This window comes from Streptacidiphilus melanogenes (assembly GCF_000787835.1).
GTDB classification, from domain to species: Bacteria; Actinomycetota; Actinomycetes; order Streptomycetales; family Streptomycetaceae; genus Streptacidiphilus; species Streptacidiphilus melanogenes.
Map to the genome: position 1 here is coordinate 12,804 of NZ_BBPP01000019.1, position 21,328 is coordinate 34,131.

At 70.1% G+C, this 21,328-nt stretch carries 18 protein-coding genes; 13 read left to right on the forward strand and 5 right to left on the reverse strand.

Features of this window, described 5'->3' with window-relative positions:
- The first annotated feature begins 240 nt into the window (after positions 1-240).
- From TR49_RS20655 to TR49_RS20675, 5 genes are all read left to right on the forward strand, one after another.
- Positions 241-972, forward strand: a complete 732-nt coding sequence (locus TR49_RS20655; RefSeq protein WP_042383655.1) for a purine nucleoside phosphorylase YfiH/LACC1 family protein — start codon at positions 241-243, stop codon at positions 970-972.
- The gene (locus tag TR49_RS20660; protein ID WP_236653464.1) at positions 969-1,724 is read left to right on the forward strand and encodes a YggS family pyridoxal phosphate-dependent enzyme; all 756 of its coding nucleotides are present in this window, start codon (positions 969-971) and stop codon (positions 1,722-1,724) included. Before TR49_RS20655 ends, TR49_RS20660 begins: the two co-directional genes overlap by 4 nt.
- A gap of 128 nt (positions 1,725-1,852) precedes the next feature.
- A complete protein-coding gene (locus tag TR49_RS20665) occupies positions 1,853-2,452 on the forward strand; it encodes a cell division protein SepF (protein WP_042383658.1) in 600 nt (199 codons plus the stop codon).
- Positions 2,453-2,479: 27 nt separating this feature from the next.
- On the forward strand, positions 2,480-2,764 hold the full coding sequence (locus TR49_RS20670; RefSeq protein ID WP_042367122.1) for a YggT family protein: 285 nt from the start codon (positions 2,480-2,482) through the stop codon (positions 2,762-2,764).
- Between the two features lie 46 nt (positions 2,765-2,810).
- On the forward strand, positions 2,811-4,061 hold the full coding sequence (locus TR49_RS20675; protein ID WP_042383660.1) for a DivIVA domain-containing protein: 1,251 nt from the start codon (positions 2,811-2,813) through the stop codon (positions 4,059-4,061).
- Between the two features lie 102 nt (positions 4,062-4,163).
- Here TR49_RS20675 and TR49_RS20680 read toward each other — a convergent pair whose 3' ends face one another.
- Positions 4,164-4,742: a HutD/Ves family protein gene (locus TR49_RS20680; protein ID WP_042383662.1), complete on the reverse strand. Its 579-nt coding sequence runs from the start codon at positions 4,740-4,742 to the stop codon at positions 4,164-4,166.
- 2 nt (positions 4,743-4,744) lie between these two features.
- Positions 4,745-7,888 carry an isoleucine--tRNA ligase gene (ileS, locus tag TR49_RS20685; RefSeq protein WP_042383663.1) on the reverse strand — a complete coding sequence of 1,048 codons (3,144 nt, stop codon included), beginning with the start codon at positions 7,886-7,888 and terminating at the stop codon, positions 4,745-4,747.
- Positions 7,889-8,546: 658 nt separating this feature from the next.
- Here ileS and TR49_RS45735 point away from each other — a divergent pair.
- From TR49_RS45735 to TR49_RS20715, 6 genes are all read left to right on the forward strand, one after another.
- Positions 8,547-9,011 (forward strand): TraR/DksA family transcriptional regulator, encoded by a 465-nt coding sequence (locus TR49_RS45735; protein WP_236652156.1) that lies wholly within the window; start codon positions 8,547-8,549, stop codon positions 9,009-9,011.
- 52 nt (positions 9,012-9,063) lie between these two features.
- Positions 9,064-9,699 carry a signal peptidase II gene (gene lspA, locus TR49_RS20695; protein ID WP_042383665.1) on the forward strand — a complete coding sequence of 212 codons (636 nt, stop codon included), beginning with the start codon at positions 9,064-9,066 and terminating at the stop codon, positions 9,697-9,699.
- 98 nt (positions 9,700-9,797) lie between these two features.
- Positions 9,798-10,736: an RluA family pseudouridine synthase gene (locus tag TR49_RS20700; protein ID WP_042383797.1), complete on the forward strand. Its 939-nt coding sequence runs from the start codon at positions 9,798-9,800 to the stop codon at positions 10,734-10,736.
- A 43-nt stretch (positions 10,737-10,779) separates the two neighbouring features.
- Entirely contained in the window at positions 10,780-11,202 is a 423-nt protein-coding gene (locus TR49_RS20705) for a GNAT family N-acetyltransferase (RefSeq protein ID WP_042383799.1), read from the forward strand.
- A 7-nt stretch (positions 11,203-11,209) separates the two neighbouring features.
- Positions 11,210-12,799, forward strand: a complete 1,590-nt coding sequence (locus tag TR49_RS20710) for a Na+/H+ antiporter (protein ID WP_042383667.1) — start codon at positions 11,210-11,212, stop codon at positions 12,797-12,799.
- Between the two features lie 22 nt (positions 12,800-12,821).
- Positions 12,822-14,249, forward strand: coding sequence for an amino acid permease (locus TR49_RS20715; protein ID WP_042383668.1), 1,428 nt, complete (start codon positions 12,822-12,824; stop codon positions 14,247-14,249).
- Between the two features lie 40 nt (positions 14,250-14,289).
- Here TR49_RS20715 and TR49_RS20720 read toward each other — a convergent pair whose 3' ends face one another.
- Entirely contained in the window at positions 14,290-14,772 is a 483-nt protein-coding gene (locus TR49_RS20720) for an Lrp/AsnC family transcriptional regulator (RefSeq protein WP_042383670.1), read from the reverse strand.
- A 157-nt stretch (positions 14,773-14,929) separates the two neighbouring features.
- Between TR49_RS20720 and TR49_RS20725 the strand changes: the two genes are divergently transcribed.
- Positions 14,930-15,901: a DMT family transporter gene (locus TR49_RS20725; protein ID WP_084725160.1), complete on the forward strand. Its 972-nt coding sequence runs from the start codon at positions 14,930-14,932 to the stop codon at positions 15,899-15,901.
- Here the strand turns inward: TR49_RS20725 and TR49_RS20730 are convergent.
- Positions 15,894-16,460, reverse strand: coding sequence for a Uma2 family endonuclease (locus TR49_RS20730; protein ID WP_369405330.1), 567 nt, complete (start codon positions 16,458-16,460; stop codon positions 15,894-15,896). The genes TR49_RS20725 and TR49_RS20730 overlap by 8 nt on opposite strands.
- A 132-nt stretch (positions 16,461-16,592) precedes the next feature.
- Entirely contained in the window at positions 16,593-17,618 is a 1,026-nt protein-coding gene (locus TR49_RS20735; RefSeq protein ID WP_042383672.1) for a mechanosensitive ion channel family protein, read from the reverse strand.
- Positions 17,619-17,768: 150 nt separating this feature from the next.
- On the opposite strand from TR49_RS20735, the gene dnaE reads away from it, so the two are divergent.
- Positions 17,769-21,326 (forward strand): DNA polymerase III subunit alpha, encoded by a 3,558-nt coding sequence (gene dnaE / locus TR49_RS20740; RefSeq protein ID WP_042383673.1) that lies wholly within the window; start codon positions 17,769-17,771, stop codon positions 21,324-21,326.
- Positions 21,327-21,328 lie beyond the last annotated feature (2 nt).

Below are 21,328 nucleotides of genomic sequence, written 5' to 3' on the forward strand. Positions count from 1 at the left end.
CCCGGGACCCACCTCCCCCCGGTCCCGCAGCAGGCCCCGCCCCGCCCGCCGTACGTCGACTCGGCGGCGGAGGAGCTGGACGTGCCGGACTTCCTGAAGTGATGTCGTTGCTGTAGTCGCACCTCCAGGGGCGCGAGCAACCACCCGCTGCGGATGGCCCTGCTCGTTCGGCGAATCGCCGCACACGGTGGCCTGTCGCGCAGTTCCTCGCGCCCCTGGGCTGTGCCATAGGCTGATCCCATGATCGGCCAGCGGATTGACCTGGGGCATGGAGTCCACGTCGCCTTCACCGACCGGTGGGGCGGGGTGAGTGCGGAGCCCTACGCCGAGTTGAATCTCGGGGGCGCGGTGGGCGACGACCCGCTCGCGGTCCGGGAGAACCGGAAGCTCGCAGCGAACGCGCTCGGGATCGACCCGGCGGACGTGGTCTGGATGAACCAGGTCCACGGCGCCGAAGGCTTCATCGCGGGTGGGCGCCAGGCGGACGGCGAGGCGCCGAGCGTCGACGCCGTGGCGACCCGGGTGCCCGGACTCGCTCTCGCGGTGCTCACCGCGGACTGCGCGCCGATCCTCCTCGCCGACCCCGAGGCCGGCGTCATCGGCGCCGCGCACGTCGGGCGGCCGGGGCTCGCCAAGGGGGTCGCCGACACCGTCGTCGCGCTGATGCGCGAACTCGGAGCCACCCGCATCGAGGCGACAATCGGGCCGAGCGTGTGCGGACGGTGCTACGAGGTGCCGGCGGCGCTCCGGGCCGAGGTGGCCGCCGGGACGCCGGAGGCGTACGCCGAGACCAGCCGGGGGACGCCGGCCCTCGACATCCCCGCCGGGGTCCGCGCCCAACTTGCCCTTCGCGGGGTGACCGTGCGCAGGGACCAGCACATCTGCACCCTCGAGTCCGAGGACCACTTCTCCTACCGGCGGGCGTCGCGGACCGGGCGCCTGGCGAGCTACGTCTGGCTGGATTCCAAGTGACAAATCTGACATCAGCGGAGCGTCTGGGCTTTTCGGATCGCCTGGCTGAACTCCGGACAAACCTCGCCGCAGTGGAGGCGCGCATCGGCGCGGCCTGCGCGGCCGCCGGGCGCCGGCGCGAGGAGGTCACCCTGGTGGTGGTCACGAAGACCTACCCGGCCTCCGACACCCGGCTGCTGGCCGAACTCGGGGTGACCGACGTCGCCGAGAACCGCGATCAGGATGCGGCGCCAAAAGCGGAGGAATGCCGGGATCTGCCACTTGCTTGGCATTTCGTCGGTCAATTGCAGACCAACAAAGTCCGTTCCGTTCTCCGGTACGCCGACCGTGTGCATTCCGTGGACCGGCCCAGGCTTGTCGACGCCCTCTCCGCGGAAGTGGTCAAATCCGGACGGGCCGACCTCGGCTGCCTGATCCAGGTCGGGCTGGAGTCGGAGACGCCGGAGGGCGCCCATCGGGGCGGGGTCGCGCCGAGTGAGGTCGAGGCGCTGGCGGAGGCCGTAGCGTCCGCTCCTGGCCTGCGACTTGACGGTCTGATGGCGGTGGCGCCGCTGGTGGGGCCGTTCGCAGGCGACGCACGCCGTGCCTTCGGCCGTCTCGCGGAAATCGCATCCCGCGTACGCGAGACCCATCCTGCTGCCACGATGGTCTCTGCCGGGATGTCAGGAGACCTGGAAGAAGCCATTGCTGCGGGTGCGACACACGTACGCATCGGTACGGCGGTACTGGGTGCGCGGCCGACGCTCCGGTAACGTCACCGGTTAGAAGATCAGACCGGAGAACAAATCCGGACATTCCAGAAACTCTCCGGGCGACCGGAGGGGAACCGTGGATCGTAGTACCTCCCGGACCGATCCACCACAGAGCGGAGGACAGGAGTATGGCCGGCGCAATGCGCAAGATGGCGGTCTACCTCGGTCTCGTGGAGGACGATGGCTACGACGCCCAGGGCTACGACCCGGACGACGACTACGACCACGAGCCCGAGCCGCTGAGGACCGGACAGACCGAGGAGGTCCGTCGTCCGGCCGCGCCCGTGGCCGCCCCGGTCGCCGCCGCTCCGGTGGCCGCCTCGGCGGTCGTCGCCCCGATGCGGGCGCCCGAACCGCGCATCGCGCCAGTGGCGTCCATCACACCCGAACGTCGTCTCGTCGAGAAGAGCGCCCCGGTGATCACGTCCAAGACCGCGTCGGAGCGGGAGCCGTACCGCATCACCACGCTGCATCCGCGAACCTACAACGAGGCCCGTACCATCGGGGAACACTTCCGCGAGAACACCCCTGTGATCATGAATCTCACGGAGATGGACGACACGGACGCCAAGCGCCTCGTAGACTTCGCGGCTGGACTCGTCTTCGGGCTTCACGGCAGCATCGAGCGCGTGACGCAGAAGGTGTTCCTGCTGTCTCCTGCTAACGTCGATGTAACGGCGGAGGACAAGGCACGGATCGCCGAAGGCGGGTTCTTCAACCAGAGCTGACAGGCATGAAGGGCGAGGGGAGACACGGTGAGCGTTGTATGGCAGGTGCTGTACATCGTGCTGATGTGTTTCTTCGTCCTGCTCCTGGCCCGCATGGTGATGGACTGGGTCCAGTTCTTCGCTCGCGACTGGCGGCCAGGGCGGGCCATGGTCGTCCTGCTCGAGAGCATCTACACCGTCACGGATCCGCCGCTCAAGTTGTTGCGGCGGTGGATCCCTCCGGTGCGGATCGGGGGAGCGGCCCTCGATCTTGCCTTCATGCTGCTGATCATCATTGTGTTGATCTTGATCCAGGTCGTGGGGGCGCTGTGACCGACGCAGACGCCCGGCTGTCCGACGATCACGTTGAGGTGAAGAAATGGCATTGACCCCCGAGGACGTTCGGAACAAGCAGTTCACGACCGTCCGCCTCCGCGAAGGCTATGACGAGGACGAGGTCGACGCCTTCCTCGACGAGGTGGAAGGCGAGCTGACCCGCCTCCTGCGCGAGAACGAGGACCTGCGCGCCAAGCTGGCCGCGGCGACCCGTGCCGCCGCCCAGGCGCAGAACCAGCAGAACATGCGCAAGGAGCTGCCCGGCCCGCAGGACGGTCCGCAGCAGCAGCGCCCCGGCGCGCCCGTGCCCGCTGCCATATCCGGCCCGCCGGTTCCGCAGCAGGGGATGCCCCAGCAGGGCATGCCGCCGCAGGGGATGCCGCAGCCCGGTATGCCGCAGGGCATGCAGCCCGGCATGCAGGGCATGCAGCCCGGTATGCCGCAGCAGGGCATGCCGCCGCACATGCAGCAGCAGATGGGCGGTCACCCCGGTCAGCCCGCGCTCCCCGGCCCCGGTGGCCCGGGCGGCCCGCAGCTGCAGCCGGCTCCGCAGATGGGCGGCCCCATGGGCGGCCACACCATGGGCGGCGGTCTCGCCCCCATGCAGCAGCCGCAGCCGATGATGCCGCAGCAGCAGAACAACGACTCCGCTGCGCGCGTCCTCGCCCTGGCCCAGCAGACCGCCGACCAGGCGATCGCCGAGGCCCGTTCCGAGGCCAACAAGATCGTCGGCGAGGCCCGCAGCCGCGCCGAGGGTCTGGAGCGCGACGCCCGCGCCAAGGCGGACGCGCTGGAGCGGGACGCCCAGGAGAAGCACCGCGTCGCGATGGGCTCCCTGGAGTCCGCGCGTGCCACGCTGGAGCGCAAGGTCGAGGACCTGCGGGCGTTCGAGCGTGAGTACCGCACGCGTCTGAAGTCCTACCTGGAGACGCAGCTGCGCCAGTTGGAGTCCCAGGCGGACGACAGCCTCGCGCCGCCGCGGACCCCGGCCACGGCCTCGCTCCCGCCGGCTGCTCCCCTGCCCCAGCCCGCGATGAGCCCGGTCGGCGCCTCCCCGATGAGTGCGGGTGGCCCCTCCTTCGGTGGCAACCAGACGTTCGGTGGCCAGCAGTCCTTCGGCGGCGGCCAGAACGGCCCGTCGTTCGGCGGCAACGCGTTCCAGCCGGCCGGCGGCCAGCCGACGCCTCCGGCGGCGATGACGCAGCCGATGGCCGCGGTCCGTCCGCAGCCCCCGCTGCAGCAGGCGCCCCAGCCGATGCGCGGGTTCCTGATCGACCAGGACGACGAGAACTAGAGTCTCGCCGACCAGCGGAAGGCCCCTGGACCGGGAAACCGGTGCAGGGGCCTTTGCCTTTCCGCTCCACCCTGTGCGGGCGGACGGTCCTGGTTCGGCGCTCTACCTCGTGCCTGGTCGGGCGCGCAGTTCCCCGCGCCCCTGGTGGAAAACCACCACGCCTGCCAAGCCGTCCACGTCAAGGACGGCCGAACCGTCGGTGACGAGTACCGCGTCGAGGGGGCCGAGGCGGGCGCCGTCCAGCGTGGCGCTGCCCTCGAAGACGATCGCGAGAGTGGTGCCGGTCAGCGGGGTCGGGTCCGTCACGAACGTGACGTCCGCGGAGACCAGGCCGCGGCGGGTCATCACGTTGAAGTCGACCAGCGGGCCGCCGAGGAGGCGGCACCCCGTCGTCGCGTCGCCGGAGAAGGCGAACGGCCGGAACCGCTCCGCGACGACGGTCAGGGCGCCGTCGACGGTGAGGGCCATGCCCTCGCCCTGGACGACGGAGATGACGCGGTCGATGCCCTCGAAGGTCGAGAACGGCCCGCCGGAGGCGACGTCGGCGAGGGAGACCCGCCAGTCGAAGTCCGCGGTGCCCGCCCCTGACGGCGACGACGCGACCTCGCGGGTCACGCCGCCGCCGTTCTTCCAGGGACTGGCCACACGGTCGGCCGCGCGCAGTACCTGAAGAGTCGTCATCCTCAGGCCTTGCGCAGCCAGAACGTGAGGCCGAGCGTCTCGTCCGCGAAGGGCGCGGCGTCGGCCCAGTCCGGCTCGCCGGAGGAGAAGTCCGTGGCGAGGACCTCGTCCGCGAGGAGCGCGCCGTGGGCTTCGAGCGCCTCGGCGGTCTCGTCGGTGGCGGCGACGTAGCGCAGGACGATGCGGTCGGAGACCTCGAGGCCGGAGTTCTTGCGGGCCTCCTGCACCTGGCGGATGGCGTCGCGGGCGACGCCCGCGAGGCGCAGCTCCGGGGTGATGTGCAGGTCCAGGGCGACGGTCGCGCCGGACTCGTTGGCGACGGCCCAACCCTCGCGCGGGGTCTCGGTGATGACGACCTCCTCCGGCGTGAGCTCCACCGTCTCGCCGTTCACCTCGACCGAGGCGGTGCCGGTCGCGCGCAGCGACGCGGACAGCGCGGCGGCGTCGGCGGCGGCGACCACCTTGGCGACGTCCTGGACGCCCTTGCCGAAGCGCTTGCCCAGGGCACGGAAGTTGGCCTTGGCCGTGGTGTCGACGAGCGAACCGCCGACCTCGGCCAGCGACTCGATCGCAGTGACGTTCAGCTCCTCCGCGATCTGCGCGAGCAGCTCCGCCGGGAGCTCCTCGTAGCCCTGCGCGGAGACCAGCGCGCGCGACAGCGGCTGGCGGGTCTTGACGCCGGAGTCGGCGCGGGTCGCGCGGCCGAGCTCGACCAGGCGGCGCACCAGCGCCATCTGCCGGGAGAGCGCCGGGTCGATCAGCGTCTCGTCCGCGACCGGCCAGGTGGCGAGGTGGACCGACTCGGGGGCGTCCGGGACGACCGGGACGACCAGGTCCTGCCAGACCCGCTCGGTGATGAACGGGGTCAGCGGGGCCATCAGCCGGGTGACCGTCTCCAGCGCCTCGTGCAGAGTGGCCAGCGCGGCGGGCTCGCCCTGCCAGAAGCGGCGGCGGCCACGGCGGACGTACCAGTTGCTGAGGTCGTCGACGAAGGAGGAGAGCAGCTTGCCCGCCCGCTGGGTGTCGTACGCCTCAAGCGCCGCGTCGACGTCCCGGACCAGGGCGCCCAGCTCGCTCAGCACCCACCGGTCCAGCATCGGACGGTCGGCCGGCGCGGGGTCGGAGGCGGACGGCGCCCAGCCGGCGGTGCGCGCGTACAGGGCCTGGAAGGCGACGGTGTTCCAGTAGGTCAGCAGCGTCTTGCGGACGACCTCCTGGATCGTGCCGTGCCCGACGCGCCGCGCCGACCACGGGGAGCCGCCGGCGGCCATGAACCAGCGCACCGCGTCCGCGCCGTTGGTGTCCATCAGCTCGATCGGCTCGAGGATGTTGCCGAGGTGCTTGGACATCTTGCGGCCGTCCTCGGCCAGGATGTGGCCGAGGCAGACGACGTTCTCGTAGGAGTTGCGGTCGAACACCAGCGTGCCGACGGCCATCAGGGTGTAGAACCAGCCGCGGGTCTGGTCGATGGCCTCGGAGATGAACTGCGCCGGGTAGCGCTTCTCGAACAGCTCCTTGTTCTTCAGCGGGTAGCCGTACTGCGCGAACGGCATCGAGCCCGAGTCGTACCAGGCGTCGATGACCTCGGGCACCCGCACGGCCGTCCCGCCGCAGCCGTCGGCCGGGCAGGCGAAGGTGACGTCGTCGATGAACGGGCGGTGCGGGTCGAGGCCGCTCTGGTCGGCGCCGGTGAGCTCGGAGAGCTCCGCCAGCGAGCCGACGCAGGTGAGGTGGTCGTCCTCGCAGCGCCAGATCGGGAGCGGGGTGCCCCAGTAGCGGTTGCGGCTGAGCGCCCAGTCGATGTTGTTGTTCAGCCAGTCGCCGAAGCGGCCGTACTTCACCGTCTCCGGGTGCCAGTTGGTGCGCTCGTTCTCGCGCAGCAGCGCGTCCTTGACCGCGGTGGTGCGCACGTACCAGGACGGCTGCGCGTAGTAGAGCAGCGCGGTGTGGCAGCGCCAGCAGTGCGGGTAGCTGTGCTCGTAGGCGACGTGCCGGAAGAGCAGGCCGCGGTCCTTGAGGTCGGTGGTCAGCGCCTCGTCGGCCTTCTTGAAGAAGACGCCGCCGACCAGCGGGACGCCCTCCTCGAAGGTGCCGTCGGAGCGGACCGGGTTGACCATCGGCAGGCCGTAGGTGCGGCAGGTGGCGAGGTCGTCGGCGCCGAACGCGGGGGCCTGGTGGACCAGACCCGTGCCGTCCTCGGTGGTCACGTACTCGGCGTTGACGACGTAGTGCGCCTCGCCGTCCACATCCACGAGCTCGAAGGGGCGCCGGTAGGTCCAGCGCTCCATCTCCTTGCCCGTGAAGCGCTCGCCGGTCGTGGTCCAGCCCTCGCCGAGCGCCTTCTCGACCAGCGGCTCGGCGACGACGACCTGCTCGGTGCCGTCGGTCGCGACGACGTAGGCCACCTCGGGGTGGGCGGCGACCGCGACGTTGGAGACCAGCGTCCACGGGGTCGTCGTCCACACCAGCAGCGAGGCCCGGCCGGCCAGCGGGCCACCGGTCAGCGGGAAGCGGACGTAGACGGAGGGGTCGACGACCGTCTCGTAGCCCTGGGCCAGCTCGTGGTCGGACAGGCCGGTGCCGCAGCGCGGGCACCAGGGGGCGACGCGGAAGTCCTGGACCAGCAGGCCCTTGTCGAAGATCTGCTTCAGCGACCACCACACGGACTGGATGTAGTCCGGGTCCATGGTGCGGTAGGCGTCGTCGAGGTCGACCCAGTAGCCCATGCGCTGGGTCAGGCGGGTGAACGCGTCGGTGTGCCGGGTGACGGACTCGCGGCACTTGGCGTTGAACTCGGCGATGCCGAAGGCCTCGATGTCCTGCTTGCCGGAGAAGCCGAGCTCCTTCTCGACGGCCAGCTCGACCGGCAGGCCGTGGCAGTCCCAGCCGGCCTTGCGGGCGACGTGGTAGCCCTTCATGGTCCGGTAGCGCGGGAAGACGTCCTTGAAGACGCGGGCCTCGATGTGGTGCGCGCCCGGCATGCCGTTGGCGGTCGGCGGGCCCTCGTAGAACACCCACTCGGGGCGGCCCTCGGACTGGTCGAGGCTCCGCTCGAAGATCTTGTGGTCCTGCCAGAAGGAGAGGATCTGGTGCTCGAGCGCGGGCAGGTCGACTTGGGCGGGTACGGCGCGGTACTGCGCGGTCATGATTCCTCCGGCGGAACTGCGAAACAGCTGTCTCCGACGGAGGGACGAGGCGACGTGCGCCCCGCGGTACCACCCTCCTTGGCCGCACGTACGGGCATGCGGCCCCCTCATTGGGGTCAGCGGCCGGTTCTACTCCACCTGGCCGACGGCCCGGTGTTTCCTCCGACGGCTCCGGGGTGATCTTCCCGCTGCGCACGCCCCCGGGCTTCCACCGTCCCCGGGTCTCTCCTGGCTGCGTTCGGCGGTACTCGTCCCCATCCACGCCTTGCTGCGGAAGAAGTCTATAGGGATCGCCGCCGTGATTGCGCGCCCCATACACGCGCGCCCCCGCGCGCCCCCTGTGAGGTGACGCGCCGGTAACGGACACACCGGGCGATTATCGCGTCACGTTCTGGGCACAACTCCTTTCGTCCAGTCGTCCTACATGCTGCAGAACCACGCGGCCCGGGCAACCGCACTGGTGCAGCCAGGCGAGTGGAAAGGCGTACTCCGGTATGTCCCGTTGTGGTGGCATTCGCCACGGTTTATCGTTCCGGCACCGACAGAAGGCCGGTCAGTCATGCACGAAGGGGTCGAGGGAATGGCGGACAAGGCAAGCAGCCGAGCTGGCGGGACACGCCGCGCCGGAGTGTCCGTGGGCGACCCGGGGGAGAGCATCGTGACGCGCAACAAGACCACCGCCGCCACCCGGACGACGCACCAGGCCACGGGCGCGCGTCTGGACCCGGCCGCGCTCCCGGTCCGCCCCGGCGAGGACCCGTGGACGGCCGAGGAGGTGATGGAGCTCCAGTCCGAGCTCACCGCCGAGGCGGCCGAGCTGAGGGCCGAGATCCACACGGCCGAGGAGGCCGTCAGCGGCCTGATGCGGGACTCCGGCGACGGCGCGGGCGACGACCAGGTCGACGCCGGCACCAAGAACATCTCGCGCGAGCACGAGCTGTCGCTGGCCGCCAACGCCCGCGACATGCTCGCCCAGACCGAGCGCGCGCTGCTGCGCATGGCCGGACCGCAGTTCGGGCTCTGCGAGTCCTGCGGCAAGGCGATCGGCAAGGCGCGCGTGCAGGCCTTCCCGCGTGCCACTCTCTGCGTCGAGTGCAAGCAGAAGCAGGAACGCCGCTACTGAGCGGTAAGGCGCCGTCCCCGGGTGCGGCCCCACACCGCGCCCGGGGCGTCGCGTGCCGTACCCTCGACGGCGACAGCCCAACCGATACGGTCACGCGGAGCGCATCATCAGTACCCAGGGTCACCAGAACGCCGAGGCTGCCGCTCCCGCCTCGGGCGAGGACGAGACGGTCGAGACGGTGGAGCCGACGCCGGTCGTGAAGAAGCGCCGTATCGGCGTCCTGCTGAGCGTCGCGCTGCTCGCCTACCTGCTCGACCTCGGCAGCAAGCTGCTGGTCGTGTCCCAGCTGGAGCACAAGGACGCCATCCGGCTGATCGGCGACTGGGTCCAGCTCACCGTCATCCGCAACCCCGGCGCGGCCTTCGGCATGGGCGCGGCGCTGACCGTGGTGTTCACGCTCATCGCGACCACCGTCATCGTCGTGATCATCCGGCTGTCGCGACGCCTCTACAGCCTGCCCTGGGCGATCGCGCTCGGCCTGCTGCTCGGCGGCGCCTTCGGGAACCTGACCGACCGCATCGTCCGCTCGCCGGGCCTGTTCCGCGGCGCGGTCGTCGACTTCATCTCGGTCAAGCACTTCGCGGTCTTCAACCTGGCCGACTCGGCGATCGTCTGCGGCGGCATCCTGGTGGTGCTCCTCTCCTTCCTGGGCACCAACCCGGACGGCACGGTCCACCGCGACAAGTGAGCGGCCGCAGGCGACGCCCGCACCGACGGGCATGAGCAGGTAGGAAGGGGCGTCCGGCTCGGCCGGGCGCCCTTCGTCGATACGGCATACTCGTGACGGTGAGCACCGTTCCCCAGATCCGCGCCCTGCCCGTGCCCGACGGCCTCGAGGGCGAGCGTGTCGACGCCGCGATCGCCCGCATGTTCGGCTTCTCCCGCACGAAGGCTGCCGAGTTGGCCGCCGAGGGCAAGGTCACCGTGGACGGTGCCGAGGTCGGCAAGTCCGAGCGGGTCACCGCCGGGGCCTGGCTGGAGGTCGAGATCCCCGCCCCGCCGGCGCCGGTGCAGGTCGTCGCCGAGAAGATCGACGACATGAAGATCGTCTACGACGACGAGCACTTCGTCCTCGTCGACAAGCCGGTGGGCGTCGCCGCGCACCCGAGCCCGGGCTGGACCGGCCCCACCGTCATCGGCGGCCTCGCCGGGGCCGGCTACCGCATCTCCACCTCCGGCGCCGCCGAGCGCCAGGGCGTGGTGCACCGCCTGGACGTCGGCACCTCCGGCCTGATGGTCGTCGCCAAGTCCGAGCAGGCCTACACCTCGCTCAAGCAGCAGTTCCGCGACCGGGTCCCGGAGAAGCGCTACAACGCCCTGGTCCAGGGCCACCCGGATCCGCTGTCCGGCACCGTCGACGCCCCGATCGACCGTCACCCCAGCCACGACTGGAAGTGGGCCGTGGTCGCGGGCGGCAAGCCGTCCGTCACCCACTACGACCTGATCGAGGCCTACCGCGCGGCCTCGCTGCTGGACATCAAGCTGGAGACGGGCCGTACCCACCAGATCCGCGTCCACATGTCGGCGCTGCGCCACCCCTGCGTCGGCGACACCACCTACGGTGCCGACCCGACGCTGGCCAAGCGCCTCGGCCTGACCCGCCAGTGGCTGCACGCCGTCTCGCTCGGCTTCGAGCACCCGGCGACGGGGGAGTGGGTCGAGTTCCGCAGCGAGTACCCGGCCGACCTGGCCCGCGCTCTGGAGATCATCAGTGCCGAGAGCTGAGGCCCCCGGCGGCGTGACCATCGCCGTCGCCACCGAGGCGGACATGGCGGACGTCCGCGCCGTGCGGCACGAGGTCTTCGTCGTGGAGCAGCGGGTCCCCGTCGAGCTGGAGTACGACGAGCTGGACGCGACCAGCGTCCACGTGCTCGCCCGCGCCGAGGACGGGACGCCGCTCGGCACCGGCCGCCTCATCCACGGCCCGCAGGCGCTGGCCGCGACCGGCTGCGAGGGCCGTGTGCTGCTCGGTCGCCTGGCGGTCCGTCAGCCCGCGCGCGGCACCGGGCTGGGGGCCGCGCTGGTGCGCGAGATCGAGGCCGCGGGGCGCGAACACGGCGGGGTGGAACTGGAACTGCACGCCCAGGTGCAGGCGCTCGGCTTCTACGAACGGCTGGGTTATGTCGCTTTTGGAGAGGAATACCCTGACGCGGGTATTCCGCACCGGAGCATGGTGAAGCGTCTGGCATGATGCTTATGTGGCGCAGCTGACCCTTCTCTTCACGGTTTTCCTCTGCGCCATCATCACCACCCCGCTCGCCGAGCGGATCCGGGTCCCGCAGCCCGTGCTGATGACCGTGATCGGCATCGTGCTGGCGCTGCTGCCCTTCGTGCCGAACATCAGCATCGAGCCGGAACTGATCCTGCCGCTCGTGCTGCCGCCGCTCATCTACGCCTCCGCGCAGCGCTCCACGGCCCGCTACTACCGTCAGAACGCGCGCGTCATCCTGCTGCTGGCGGTGGCTCTGGTGCTGCTCACCACCGCAGCGGTCGCGGGCGCCATGCACTGGATCACCCCGGCCATGCCGTTGGCCGCCGCCGTCGCGCTCGGCGCGCTGATCTCCCCGCCCGACCCGATCGCTGCGGCCGCGGTCGCGCAGAGCGTCGGCCTGCCGCGGCGCCTGCTCGGCATCCTGGAGACCGAGGGGCTGTTCAACGACGTCACCGCGCTGGTCGTCTACGCGCTCGCCATCGACGCCGTGGTGACGGGTCACTTCTCCACCGCGCACGCGGCGCTGCGGCTGCTGCTGTCGGCGGTGCTGGCCCTCGTCTTCGGCATCGGCATCGGCTGGCTCAGCGGCAAGCTGATGGCGCTGCTCAGTGACGCCACCCTCCAGGTCGGCCTCAGCCTGCTGGTCCCGTTCGCGGCGTACGTGCTCGCCGACCAGCTGCACGGCTCCGGGGTGCTGGCGGTGCTGGTCTGCGCCCTGTGGATCAACGACCGGGCGGTCGGCGCGGACGACGTCGCCTTCCGGCTGGTCGGCTCCGCGTTCTGGGACGTGGTCGAGCTGCTCATCTCCGGCATGGCCTTCGGCCTGATCGGCCTGGAGTGGTCCACCGTGCTGCACGAGGCCGGCCGCACCTGGCCCTCGATGATCGGGGACGCGGCCCTGGTCATCGTCGTCGTGGTCGGGGTCCGCTTCCTGTGGCTGTTGCCCGGTTCGTGGTTCGCCGCCTGGCTGGACCGGCGCCTCGGCCGCCGCGAGGACGTGACGCCGCTCGGCTGGCGGGAGTCGGTGGTGCTGTGGTGGGCGGGGATGCGCGGCGTGGCGTCGGTGGCGCTGGCGCTGGCCATCCCCTTCACCGTGGACGGCGGCGGCGCCTTCCCGCTGCGGTACGAGGTCGTCTTCATCGCCTTCTCCGTCGTCATCTTCACGCTGGTGGTACAGGGCATGACGCTGCCGCTGGTGGTGCGCTGGGCGGGCCTGAGCCGGGACCAGAGCGCCGAGGACCACGAGGAACGCCGCCTGTGGTACCGGGCCTCCCGGGCCGGACTGATGCGGCTCAAGGAGATGGCCGCGAACGAGGAGCTGCCCGAGGAGCTGGTCGACCGGCTCAAGCAGCGTCAGGTCGACCGGCTGGCCCGCAGCCGCCCCGACCTCTACGACGAGCAGCAGCGCGAGGAGTGGAAGAAGCGGGTCAAGGTCGTCAAGACCCTGCGCCGGGTCGAGGGCGAGATGCTCGCGGCCTCCCGCGAGGAGATGCAGACCGCGCGGATCGAGCCGGGCGCCGATCCGGAGCTGGTCGACCGCGTGATCCGCACGCTGGACCTGCGCAGCGAACGTTGAATCCCTGTCACGAAAGGCACGTGTGAGCACCGACCCGCGGACGACGTCCGACATCGCAGCGCAGCAGTCCGACGTCGCACTCGACGACTCCGGGGACGCCGGCTATGCCAAGACCCTGGCGCCCCGTCATATCAGCATGATCGCCATCGGCGGGGCGATCGGCACCGGCCTCTTCCTGGGCGCCGGCGGCAACCTGGCCAAGGCCGGGCCGTCGCTGGCCATCTCCTACGCGGTCGCCGGCGTCTTCGCCTTCTTCGTGGTGCGGGCGCTGGGCGAGCTGGTGCTGCACCGTCCCTCGTCGGGCTCGTTCGTCTCCTACGCGCGCGAGTTCCTGGGGGAGAAGGGCGCGTACGTCGCGGGCTGGATGTACGTGCTGAACTGGTCGACCACCGGCATGGCCGACATCACCGCCGTCGCCCTCTACGTGCACTACTGGTCGGTCTTCTCGTCGGTCCCGCAGTGGGTGCTGGCGCTGGTCGCGCTGGCGGTGGTGCTGTCGATCAACCTGATCTCGGTGCGGCTCTTCGGGGAGATGGAGTTCTGGTTCGCGATCATCAAGGTCGCCGCGATCGTGCTGTTCCTCGTCGTCGGCATCGTGCTGCTGGGGACCCAGCACCAGATCGCCGGACAGACCCCCGGTCTGCACATGATCAGCGACAACGGCGGCTGGTTCCCGCGTGGTGTGCTGCAGATGATCGTCGTGCTGCAGAGTGTGGTCTTCGCCTATGCCGCGATCGAGATGGTCGGCGTCACCGCGGGTGAGACGGCGGACCCGGCCAAGATCGTCCCGAGGGCGATCAACTCGATCTCCTGGCGCATCCTGGTCTTCTACGTCGGCTCGATCATCATGCTGGTGCTGCTGCTGCCGTGGACCGCGTACTCGGCCGGCGAGAGCCCGTTCGTCACCGTCTTCTCCAAGCTGGGCGTCCCGGGCATCGGCGGCATCATGAACGCGGTCGTGCTGACCGCCGCCATGTCCAGCCTCAACTCCGGCCTCTACTCGACCGGCCGGATTCTGCGCTCGCTGGCCGCGGCCGGCTCGGCGCCCTCCTTCACCGGGCGCATGAGCCGCACCCAGGTCCCCTACGGCGGCATCCTGCTGACCGCGACGGCGGCGCTGATCGGCGTCGCGCTCAACGCCTGGCTTCCTGGCGAGGCCTTCGAGATCGTCGTCAACATCGCCTCGCTGGGCGTCATCTCGACCTGGATCATGATCATGGTCTGCCACGCCCTCTTCGTCCGCAGGGCGCGTGCAGGGCACGCCGAGCGCCCCAGCTACCGTCTGGGCTTCTCGCCGTGGATCGAGCTGCTGACGATCGCGTTCCTGCTCTTCGTCGTGGTCGAGATGGGCGTCTCCGGCGGCACGGTCGGCCGCTGGACGGTCCTGCTGATCGTCCCGATCGCCGCGGCCCTCACGACCGGCTGGTACGCGATCCGGCGCCGCGCCTGACGCCGACGCGACTGACGGGCCTGACGCGCCTGACGCGAGGTCACTCCACCGCAGCCGGTCGGGAGGGGGCCGGCTGCGGGAAGACCCGGGTGTGCTTGACACTGCCGAAGGCGAACTCGGACTCGATGGAGGCGATGCCTGGGATCGCGTGCAGGCGCGTGCGGACCAGGCGTTCGTAGGCCTGGAGGTCCTCCACCACGATGCGGAGCAGGTAGTCGGTGCTGCCCGCCATCAGGTAGCAGTCCTGGATGTGGTCGATCCGTTGGACGTGCTCCTCGAAGGCCTCCACGCTGGCCGCGTTGTGCCGCTCCAGCCCGACCCGCACGAAGGCGGTGACCGGCAGGCCGAAGACGGACTGGTCCACCAGGGCCGTGTAGCCCTCGATCACCCCCGCCTCCTCGAGCCGGCGCACCCGGCGCAGGCAGGGCGAGGGGGAGAGCCGGACGCGGTCGGCCAGCTCCTGGTTGGTCAGTCGGCCGTCCTGTTGCAGCTCGCGGATGATCGACCGGTCGACGGCGTCCATGGTTGTCCTGCCTCCTGTGTGGCTGATCGTGGCAGATTCTGCCTCTTGAGTGGTCTCTGGAGACATTTTTAGCAATCGCATGCCGCGCCTGTCGCCATAGCATTGCGGGCGTTCCCGCCGTTTCGGCAGCCAGTGGAGTCACGCCGCCATGCCCCCGATGCCCGCCACGCCCCTGACGACCGTGCCCGCCGTCGAGCAGGCGGCGACCGCCGAGTCCTCGGCCCGCCGCCCGGTCGGTCGGCGGCTGGCCGACCCCCTCGGTGTCGCCGCGCTGGTGGCGACGGTGTGCCTGTGGAGTGCGTTCGCGCTCAGCGACCGGGCGCTCGCCTCCTCCTCGCTGCGCCCGGCGGATGCGGCGCTGATCCGCTTCGGGCTCCCGGCGCTGGCGCTGGCCCCGGCGCTCTGGCGTCGGCGCGGGCAGTTCACCCGCGCGGCGGGCCTGCGCTGGGCGCCCGCACTGAAGATCGTCCTCGGGGGCGGCGTCCCCTTCTATCTGGCCGCGACCTACGGTGGCGCGCTCACCTCGGCGGCGTTCGTCGGCGCGCTGGTGCCGGGGATGGTCCCGCTCTTCGTCGCCGCCCTGGCGGTCCGCGCCGGCCGGGTGCCGCGCGGGCTGCAGGGCGCGGGCCTCGGCCTGATCGGTCTGGGCGCACTCGCCCTGGTCGGGCCCGATGTGGCGGGCGTCGGCGGGCACACCCTCGCCGGGGTCGGCCTGCTGCTGCTGGCCAGCGGGCTCTGGGCGGTCTACACCGTCGGCTTGCGCGAGATCTCGCTCGACCCCGTCGCGTCCATGGGGCTGCTCTGCGTCCCCACCTTCGCCGTCATCGCCCTGCTGGCCCTGTTCGGCGTGCTGCCCAGCACGCTGCTCACCCACGCCGCGCCGCGCGACGTGCTGGTCTTCCTCCTCGTCCAAGGCGTCGGCACCGGCATCTGCTCCGGCCTCTTCTACGCCACGGCCATCCGCCGCCTCGGCCCCGAACGCTGCACCACCGTCGGCAGCCTCAGCCCCGTCCTCACGGCCGCAGCCGCCGTGCCGCTGCTCGGGGAGCGGTTGACTCTCCCCGTCCTGGCCGGCACCGCGCTCGTCGCGGCGGGCGTGATGCTGGCCAATCGACGCGCCGTCAGGTGAAGAGCGTCGTGTCGAGCGTGAAGCCGAAGGGCGCGGGCAGGTCGAGCGGCTTCCCGAAGCTCGCGCGGGTGGCGGTCTGGTAGTCGCCCTTCTCCGGGTCGGCGAACAGGGTGACCTTGCCCTCGCTGCGGTCGACCAACAGGTAGCAGGGGATACCTGCCTTGGCGTAGCCGAGGCGTTTGGCCTCACGGTCCTTGTCGGGGCGCGACGACGTGACCTCCAGCACCAGCAGCACGCCCGCAGGCTCGGCCCAGGGCTCGGCCTCCATGAAGCCTCCGGCCGCGATCACCGTGGCATCCGGGATGAACCGGCCTCCAGGAACACGGAGGCCCTTGGTCTGAAGGACGTCGACGTCGAGACCAGCGTGTCGGTAAAGCTGCTTCGCCACCACGCTGATGAGAGTCTCGTGGGCGCCGTCCGGTGGTGGGGTCACGATGATCTCGCCCTCGATCAGCTGAGCCCGAAAGCCATCCGGGACGGACAGGTCCAGAAACGCCTCAAGCAGGCCGTCGCTGTCCGAGGTGACAGCAGGTCGTTCCGCGGCGGTCATCAGCGCCATGCCTTCCCCCCGATCGGTCGGTCCGTTGCGCTGCTTCGTACAGCAAGGAAGCTAGCCCCCGGCACTGACAGGTCGAGGTGATCGGTGGAGGTCTCACCCGAAAGTGTGCCCCGGTCTTGCGGGCCTGTCCCCTTACCCCGCCGTCCGGACGCGCGGGAGGGCCTCGGGGTGGTGATCGCGGAGCCAGGCCAGGAGGTGTTCGCGGGTCGCGCACTTGAGGATGAAGGCGTCGTCGGGGTTACGCGTGGTCATGGTCGCGCGGATCACGATCGCGGACGGGGTGGTGTCGAAGACGACCAGGCCCCAGTCACGGCCGTCCCACTCCTTGCTGTCGAGCAGCAGTCGGTGGAACTGCTCGCGGAGCTCGGGGACCGGCGTGGTGTGGTCGAGGTGGAGCAGGATCCAGCCGGTGGTATGCGGGTCGGCGCGGGTCCAATTCTCGAAGGGCCGGCTGACGAAGTAGGAGACGGGGACGACGAGCCGGCGCTGGTCCCAGAGGCGCACGACGAGGTAGGAGAGGGTGATCTCCTCCACCGTGCCCTGCTGCTGCTCGACCACCACGATGTCGCCAATGCGGACCAGGTCGCCGAAGGCGATGACCAGGCCGGAGAAGAAGTTGCCCAGGGTGCTCTGTGCGGCGATGCCCGCGACGATGCCGATGAGCCCGGCCGAGGCCAGCAGCGAGGCGCCGACGGCGCGCATCTCCGAGAAGGTGAGCAGCATCGCGCCGACGGTGACCAGGATCACCAGGGCGCTGGCCGTCCGCCGCAGCAGGCTGATCTGGGTCCGGACCCGCTGGACCCGGGAGGGGTCGTCGGCGACCTCCTGGTAGCGGGAGAAGAAGGCCGTCAGCACGGCCGCGACGACCCGCTCGGCCAGCCAGCCGACGGAGGCGATCAGGGCCAGCAGCAGGCCGTGCCGGACGTCGCCCGCATGCCGGTCGAAGAGCTGCGCGAGCGGCGCGTTGGCCAGCAGCAGGGCGAGGCAGACCACGAACTGCAGGGGGATGCGACACCGCCGCAGCATCGGCCAGACGGTCGTCTCGGGGTGCCGCGCGGCGACGCGCTGCAGCGCCTTGTCGACCAGCCAGCCGATGAGCAGGGTCAGGCCGATGGTCAGCGCGAGGGCGATCAGCTGGCCGATCACGTTCCACGACATGCGGGGCTTCGGACCTGTCTCGATATGTCTGCTTAGCCGGAAATCCTCCCGGCATCATAGGGTCCCGCGTGCTGCTTTGCCTTCGGGCTCACGGGTCCCTAGGGTTGTTCTCTACCCCAGTCGCCGCCCTCGTGAGGAGTGCCGTCCGCCGTGGCCGACAGCTTCGTTCACCTGCACGTTCACACTGAGTTCTCGATGCTGGACGGGGCCGCGAAGAACGGCAAGATGTTCGCCGAGGTCGAGCGGCAGGGCATGCCCGCGATCGCGATGTCCGACCACGGCAACATGTTCGGCGCGTACGAGTTCTTCCAGATCGCCAAGAAGCACCCGGTCAAGCCGATCATCGGCATCGAGGCCTATGTCGCGCCCGGCAGCCGCACCCACAAGAAGCAGACCTTCTGGGGCCAGCAGGGTGGCCGGATGGCCGGCGGCGACGCCAGCGGCGAGGGCGGCAAGGACGTCTCGGGCGGTGGCCGCTACACCCACATGACGATGTGGGCGAAGAACGCGGGCGGCCTGCGGAACCTGTTCCGGCTGAGCTCCCTCGCCTCCATCGAGGGCTACTACATGAAGCCCCGGATGGACCGCGAGCTGATCTCGCAGCACTCCGAGGGCATCATCGCCACCACCGGCTGCCCCTCCGGCGAGGTGCAGACCAGGCTCCGCCTCGGCCAGTACGAGGAGGCCGTCAAGGCCGCCTCCGCGTACCAGGACATCTTCGGCAAGGAGAACTACTTCCTGGAGCTGATGGACCACGGGCTCGACATCGAGCGCGACGTCCGTCTCGACCTGCTGCGGCTGGCCAAGGAGCTGGACATCCCGCTGCTGGCCACCAACGACTCGCACTACGTCACCGCCGACCAGGCGGACGCGCACGACAACCTGCTCTGCATCGGCGTCGGCAAGAACAAGGACGACCCGAACCGCTTCAAGTTCAACGGTTCCGGCTACTACCTCAAGACCGCCGAGGAGATGCGCGCGCTCTTCGCCGAGCTGCCGGAGGCGTGCGACAACACGCTCCTCGTCGAGTCGATGATCGAGCCGTACGACGAGGTCTTCGACTTCGTCGACCGGATGCCCCAGTTCGACGTGCCCGAGGGTGAGACGCAGGTCAGCTACCTGCGGCAGAAGATCGGCGAGGGCCTCAAGAAGCGCTTCGGCGACAGTCCGGGCCAGGACGTGCTCGACCGGATCGAGCTGGAGATGTCCGTCATCGACCCGATGGGCTTCTCCTCCTACTTCCTCGTGGTCGCGGACATCTGCCAGTACGCCCGTGACAACGGCATCCCGGTCGGCCCGGGCCGTGGCTCCGCCGCAGGGTCGATGATCGCCTACCTCACCGGCATCACCCAGCTCGACCCGATCGAGCACGACCTGCTGTTCGAGCGGTTCCTCAACCCCGAGCGCATCAACCCCCCGGACGTCGACATCGACTTCGACGACCGCCAGCGCGACCAGATGGTGCGCTACGTCGGCGAGAAGTACGGCGCCGCGTACACCGCGCAGGTGAACACCTTCGGCACCATCAAGGCCAAGGCCGCCGTCAAGGACTCCTCGCGCATCCTGGGCTACCCCTTCGCCATGGGCGACAAGATCACCAAGGCGATGCCGCCGGACGTGATGGGCAAGGGCGTCCCGCTCAAGGACCTCTTCAACTCCGAGCACGCGCGTTACAACGAGGGCACCGAGATCCGTGCCCTCTACGAGAACGAGCCGGACGTCAAGAAGATCATCGACACCGGCATCGGCATCGAGGGCCTGATCCGCGGCACCGGCGTGCACGCGGCGGCGGTCATCCTCTCCTCGACCCCGCTGCTCGACCTGATCCCGCTGCACATGCGGGACAAGGACGGCACGATCATCACCGGCTTCGACTACCCGTCGTGCGAAGCCATGGGCCTGATCAAGATGGACTTCCTGGGTCTGCGGAACCTGGGCATCATCGATCACTGCATCAAGGTCATCAAGGCCAACCGGGGCATCGACGTCGACTGCGACGAGATCCCGCTGGACGACCCGGTCACCTTCCAGCTGCTCCAGCGCGGCGACACCTTGGGCGTGTTCCAGCTCGATGGCGGTCCCATGCGCGCGCTGCTGCGCCTGATGAAGCCCACCGAGTTCGCCGACATCTCCGCCGTCTCGGCGCTGTACCGGCCGGGCCCGATGGGCATGAACTCGCACACCAACTACGCCCTGCGCAAGAACGGCCAGCAGGAGATCACCCCGATCCACCCGGAGCTGGAGGAGCCGCTCAAGGACGTCCTCGGCCCCACCTACGGTCTGATCGTCTATCAGGAGCAGGTGCAGCGAGCCGCGCAGGTGCTGGCCGGCTACAGCCTGGGACAGGCCGACCTGCTCCGCCGCGCCATGGGCAAGAAGAAGAAGGAGGTCCTGGAGAAGGAGTTCGTCCCCTTCCACGCGGGCTGCAAGGAGCGCGGCTACTCGGACGAGGCGATCCAGGCGGTGTGGGACGTGCTGGTCCCGTTCGCCGGCTACGCCTTCAACAAGTCGCACTCCGCCGCGTACGGGCTGGTCTCCTACTGGACCGCCTACCTGAAGGCCAACTACCCGGCCGAGTACATGGCCGCGCTGCTCACGTCCGTCGGCGACGACAAGGACAAGATGGCCATCTACCTGGCCGACGCGCGTGCCCAGGGCATCAAGGTGCTCTCCCCGGACATCAACGAGTCCGTCACCGACTTCACCGCCGTCGGCGAGGACGTCCGCTTCGGCCTGAAGGCGATCCGCAACGTCGGTGAGAACGTCATCGACTCGCTGGTGGCGACGCGCAGGTCCAAGGGCAAGTACGCCACCTTCGCGGAGTTCCTGGACAAGGTCGAGCTGCCGGTGTGCAACAAGCGCGCGGTCGACTCGCTGATCAAGGCCGGCGCGTTCGACTCGCTCGGCCACACCCGGCGCGGGCTCGTCGCGGTGGCCGAGAACGCGATCGACGCCGTCATCGGCGTCAAGAAGCAGGCGGCGATCGGCCAGGACGACCTGTTCGGCGCGATCGACGACGGCGGCGACGGCCCGACGATCGGTCTGGACTTCCAGCTCGACGACAAGGAGTGGCCGCGCAAGCACCTGCTCTCCACCGAGCGGGAGATGCTGGGCCTGTACGTCTCCAGCCACCCGCTGGACGGCGCGGAGCACATCCTCGCGCGCAACCGCGACACCTCGATCGCCGAGCTGCTGGGGTCGGGCCGGACGGAGGGCGAGGTCAAGCTCTCCGGCCTGATCACGTCGGTGGACCGCCGCATCAACAAGGCGGGCAACGCCTGGGCGCTGATCACCCTCGCCGACCGTGACGGCTCGGTCGAGGTGCTGTTCTTCCCGAAGACGTACCTGCTGCTCAGCGAGATGCTGGTGGAGGACAACGTCGTGGCGGTCAAGGGCCGCCTGAACGAGCGCGACGGGGCCCTGAGCATCTTCGGCTCCGAGATGCAGATGCTCGACATCTCCGCCGCGGAGCACGGCGGCAAGCCGCCGATCCAGCTGAACATCAACGAGCGGAAGATCAACGCCCAGCTGGTCTCCGAGCTCAAGCGCGCGCTCCGGGCCCACCCGGGAGACGTTCCCGTCCGCCTGCTGATGGAGGGCCACTCGCGCAGCGTCCTCTTCGAGCTCGGCTTCCTGGTGGACCCGGACAACGGCTTCGCGAGCGACATCAAGGGCATGCTGGGCGCCGGCGCCTGGGCGACGCTGTAAGC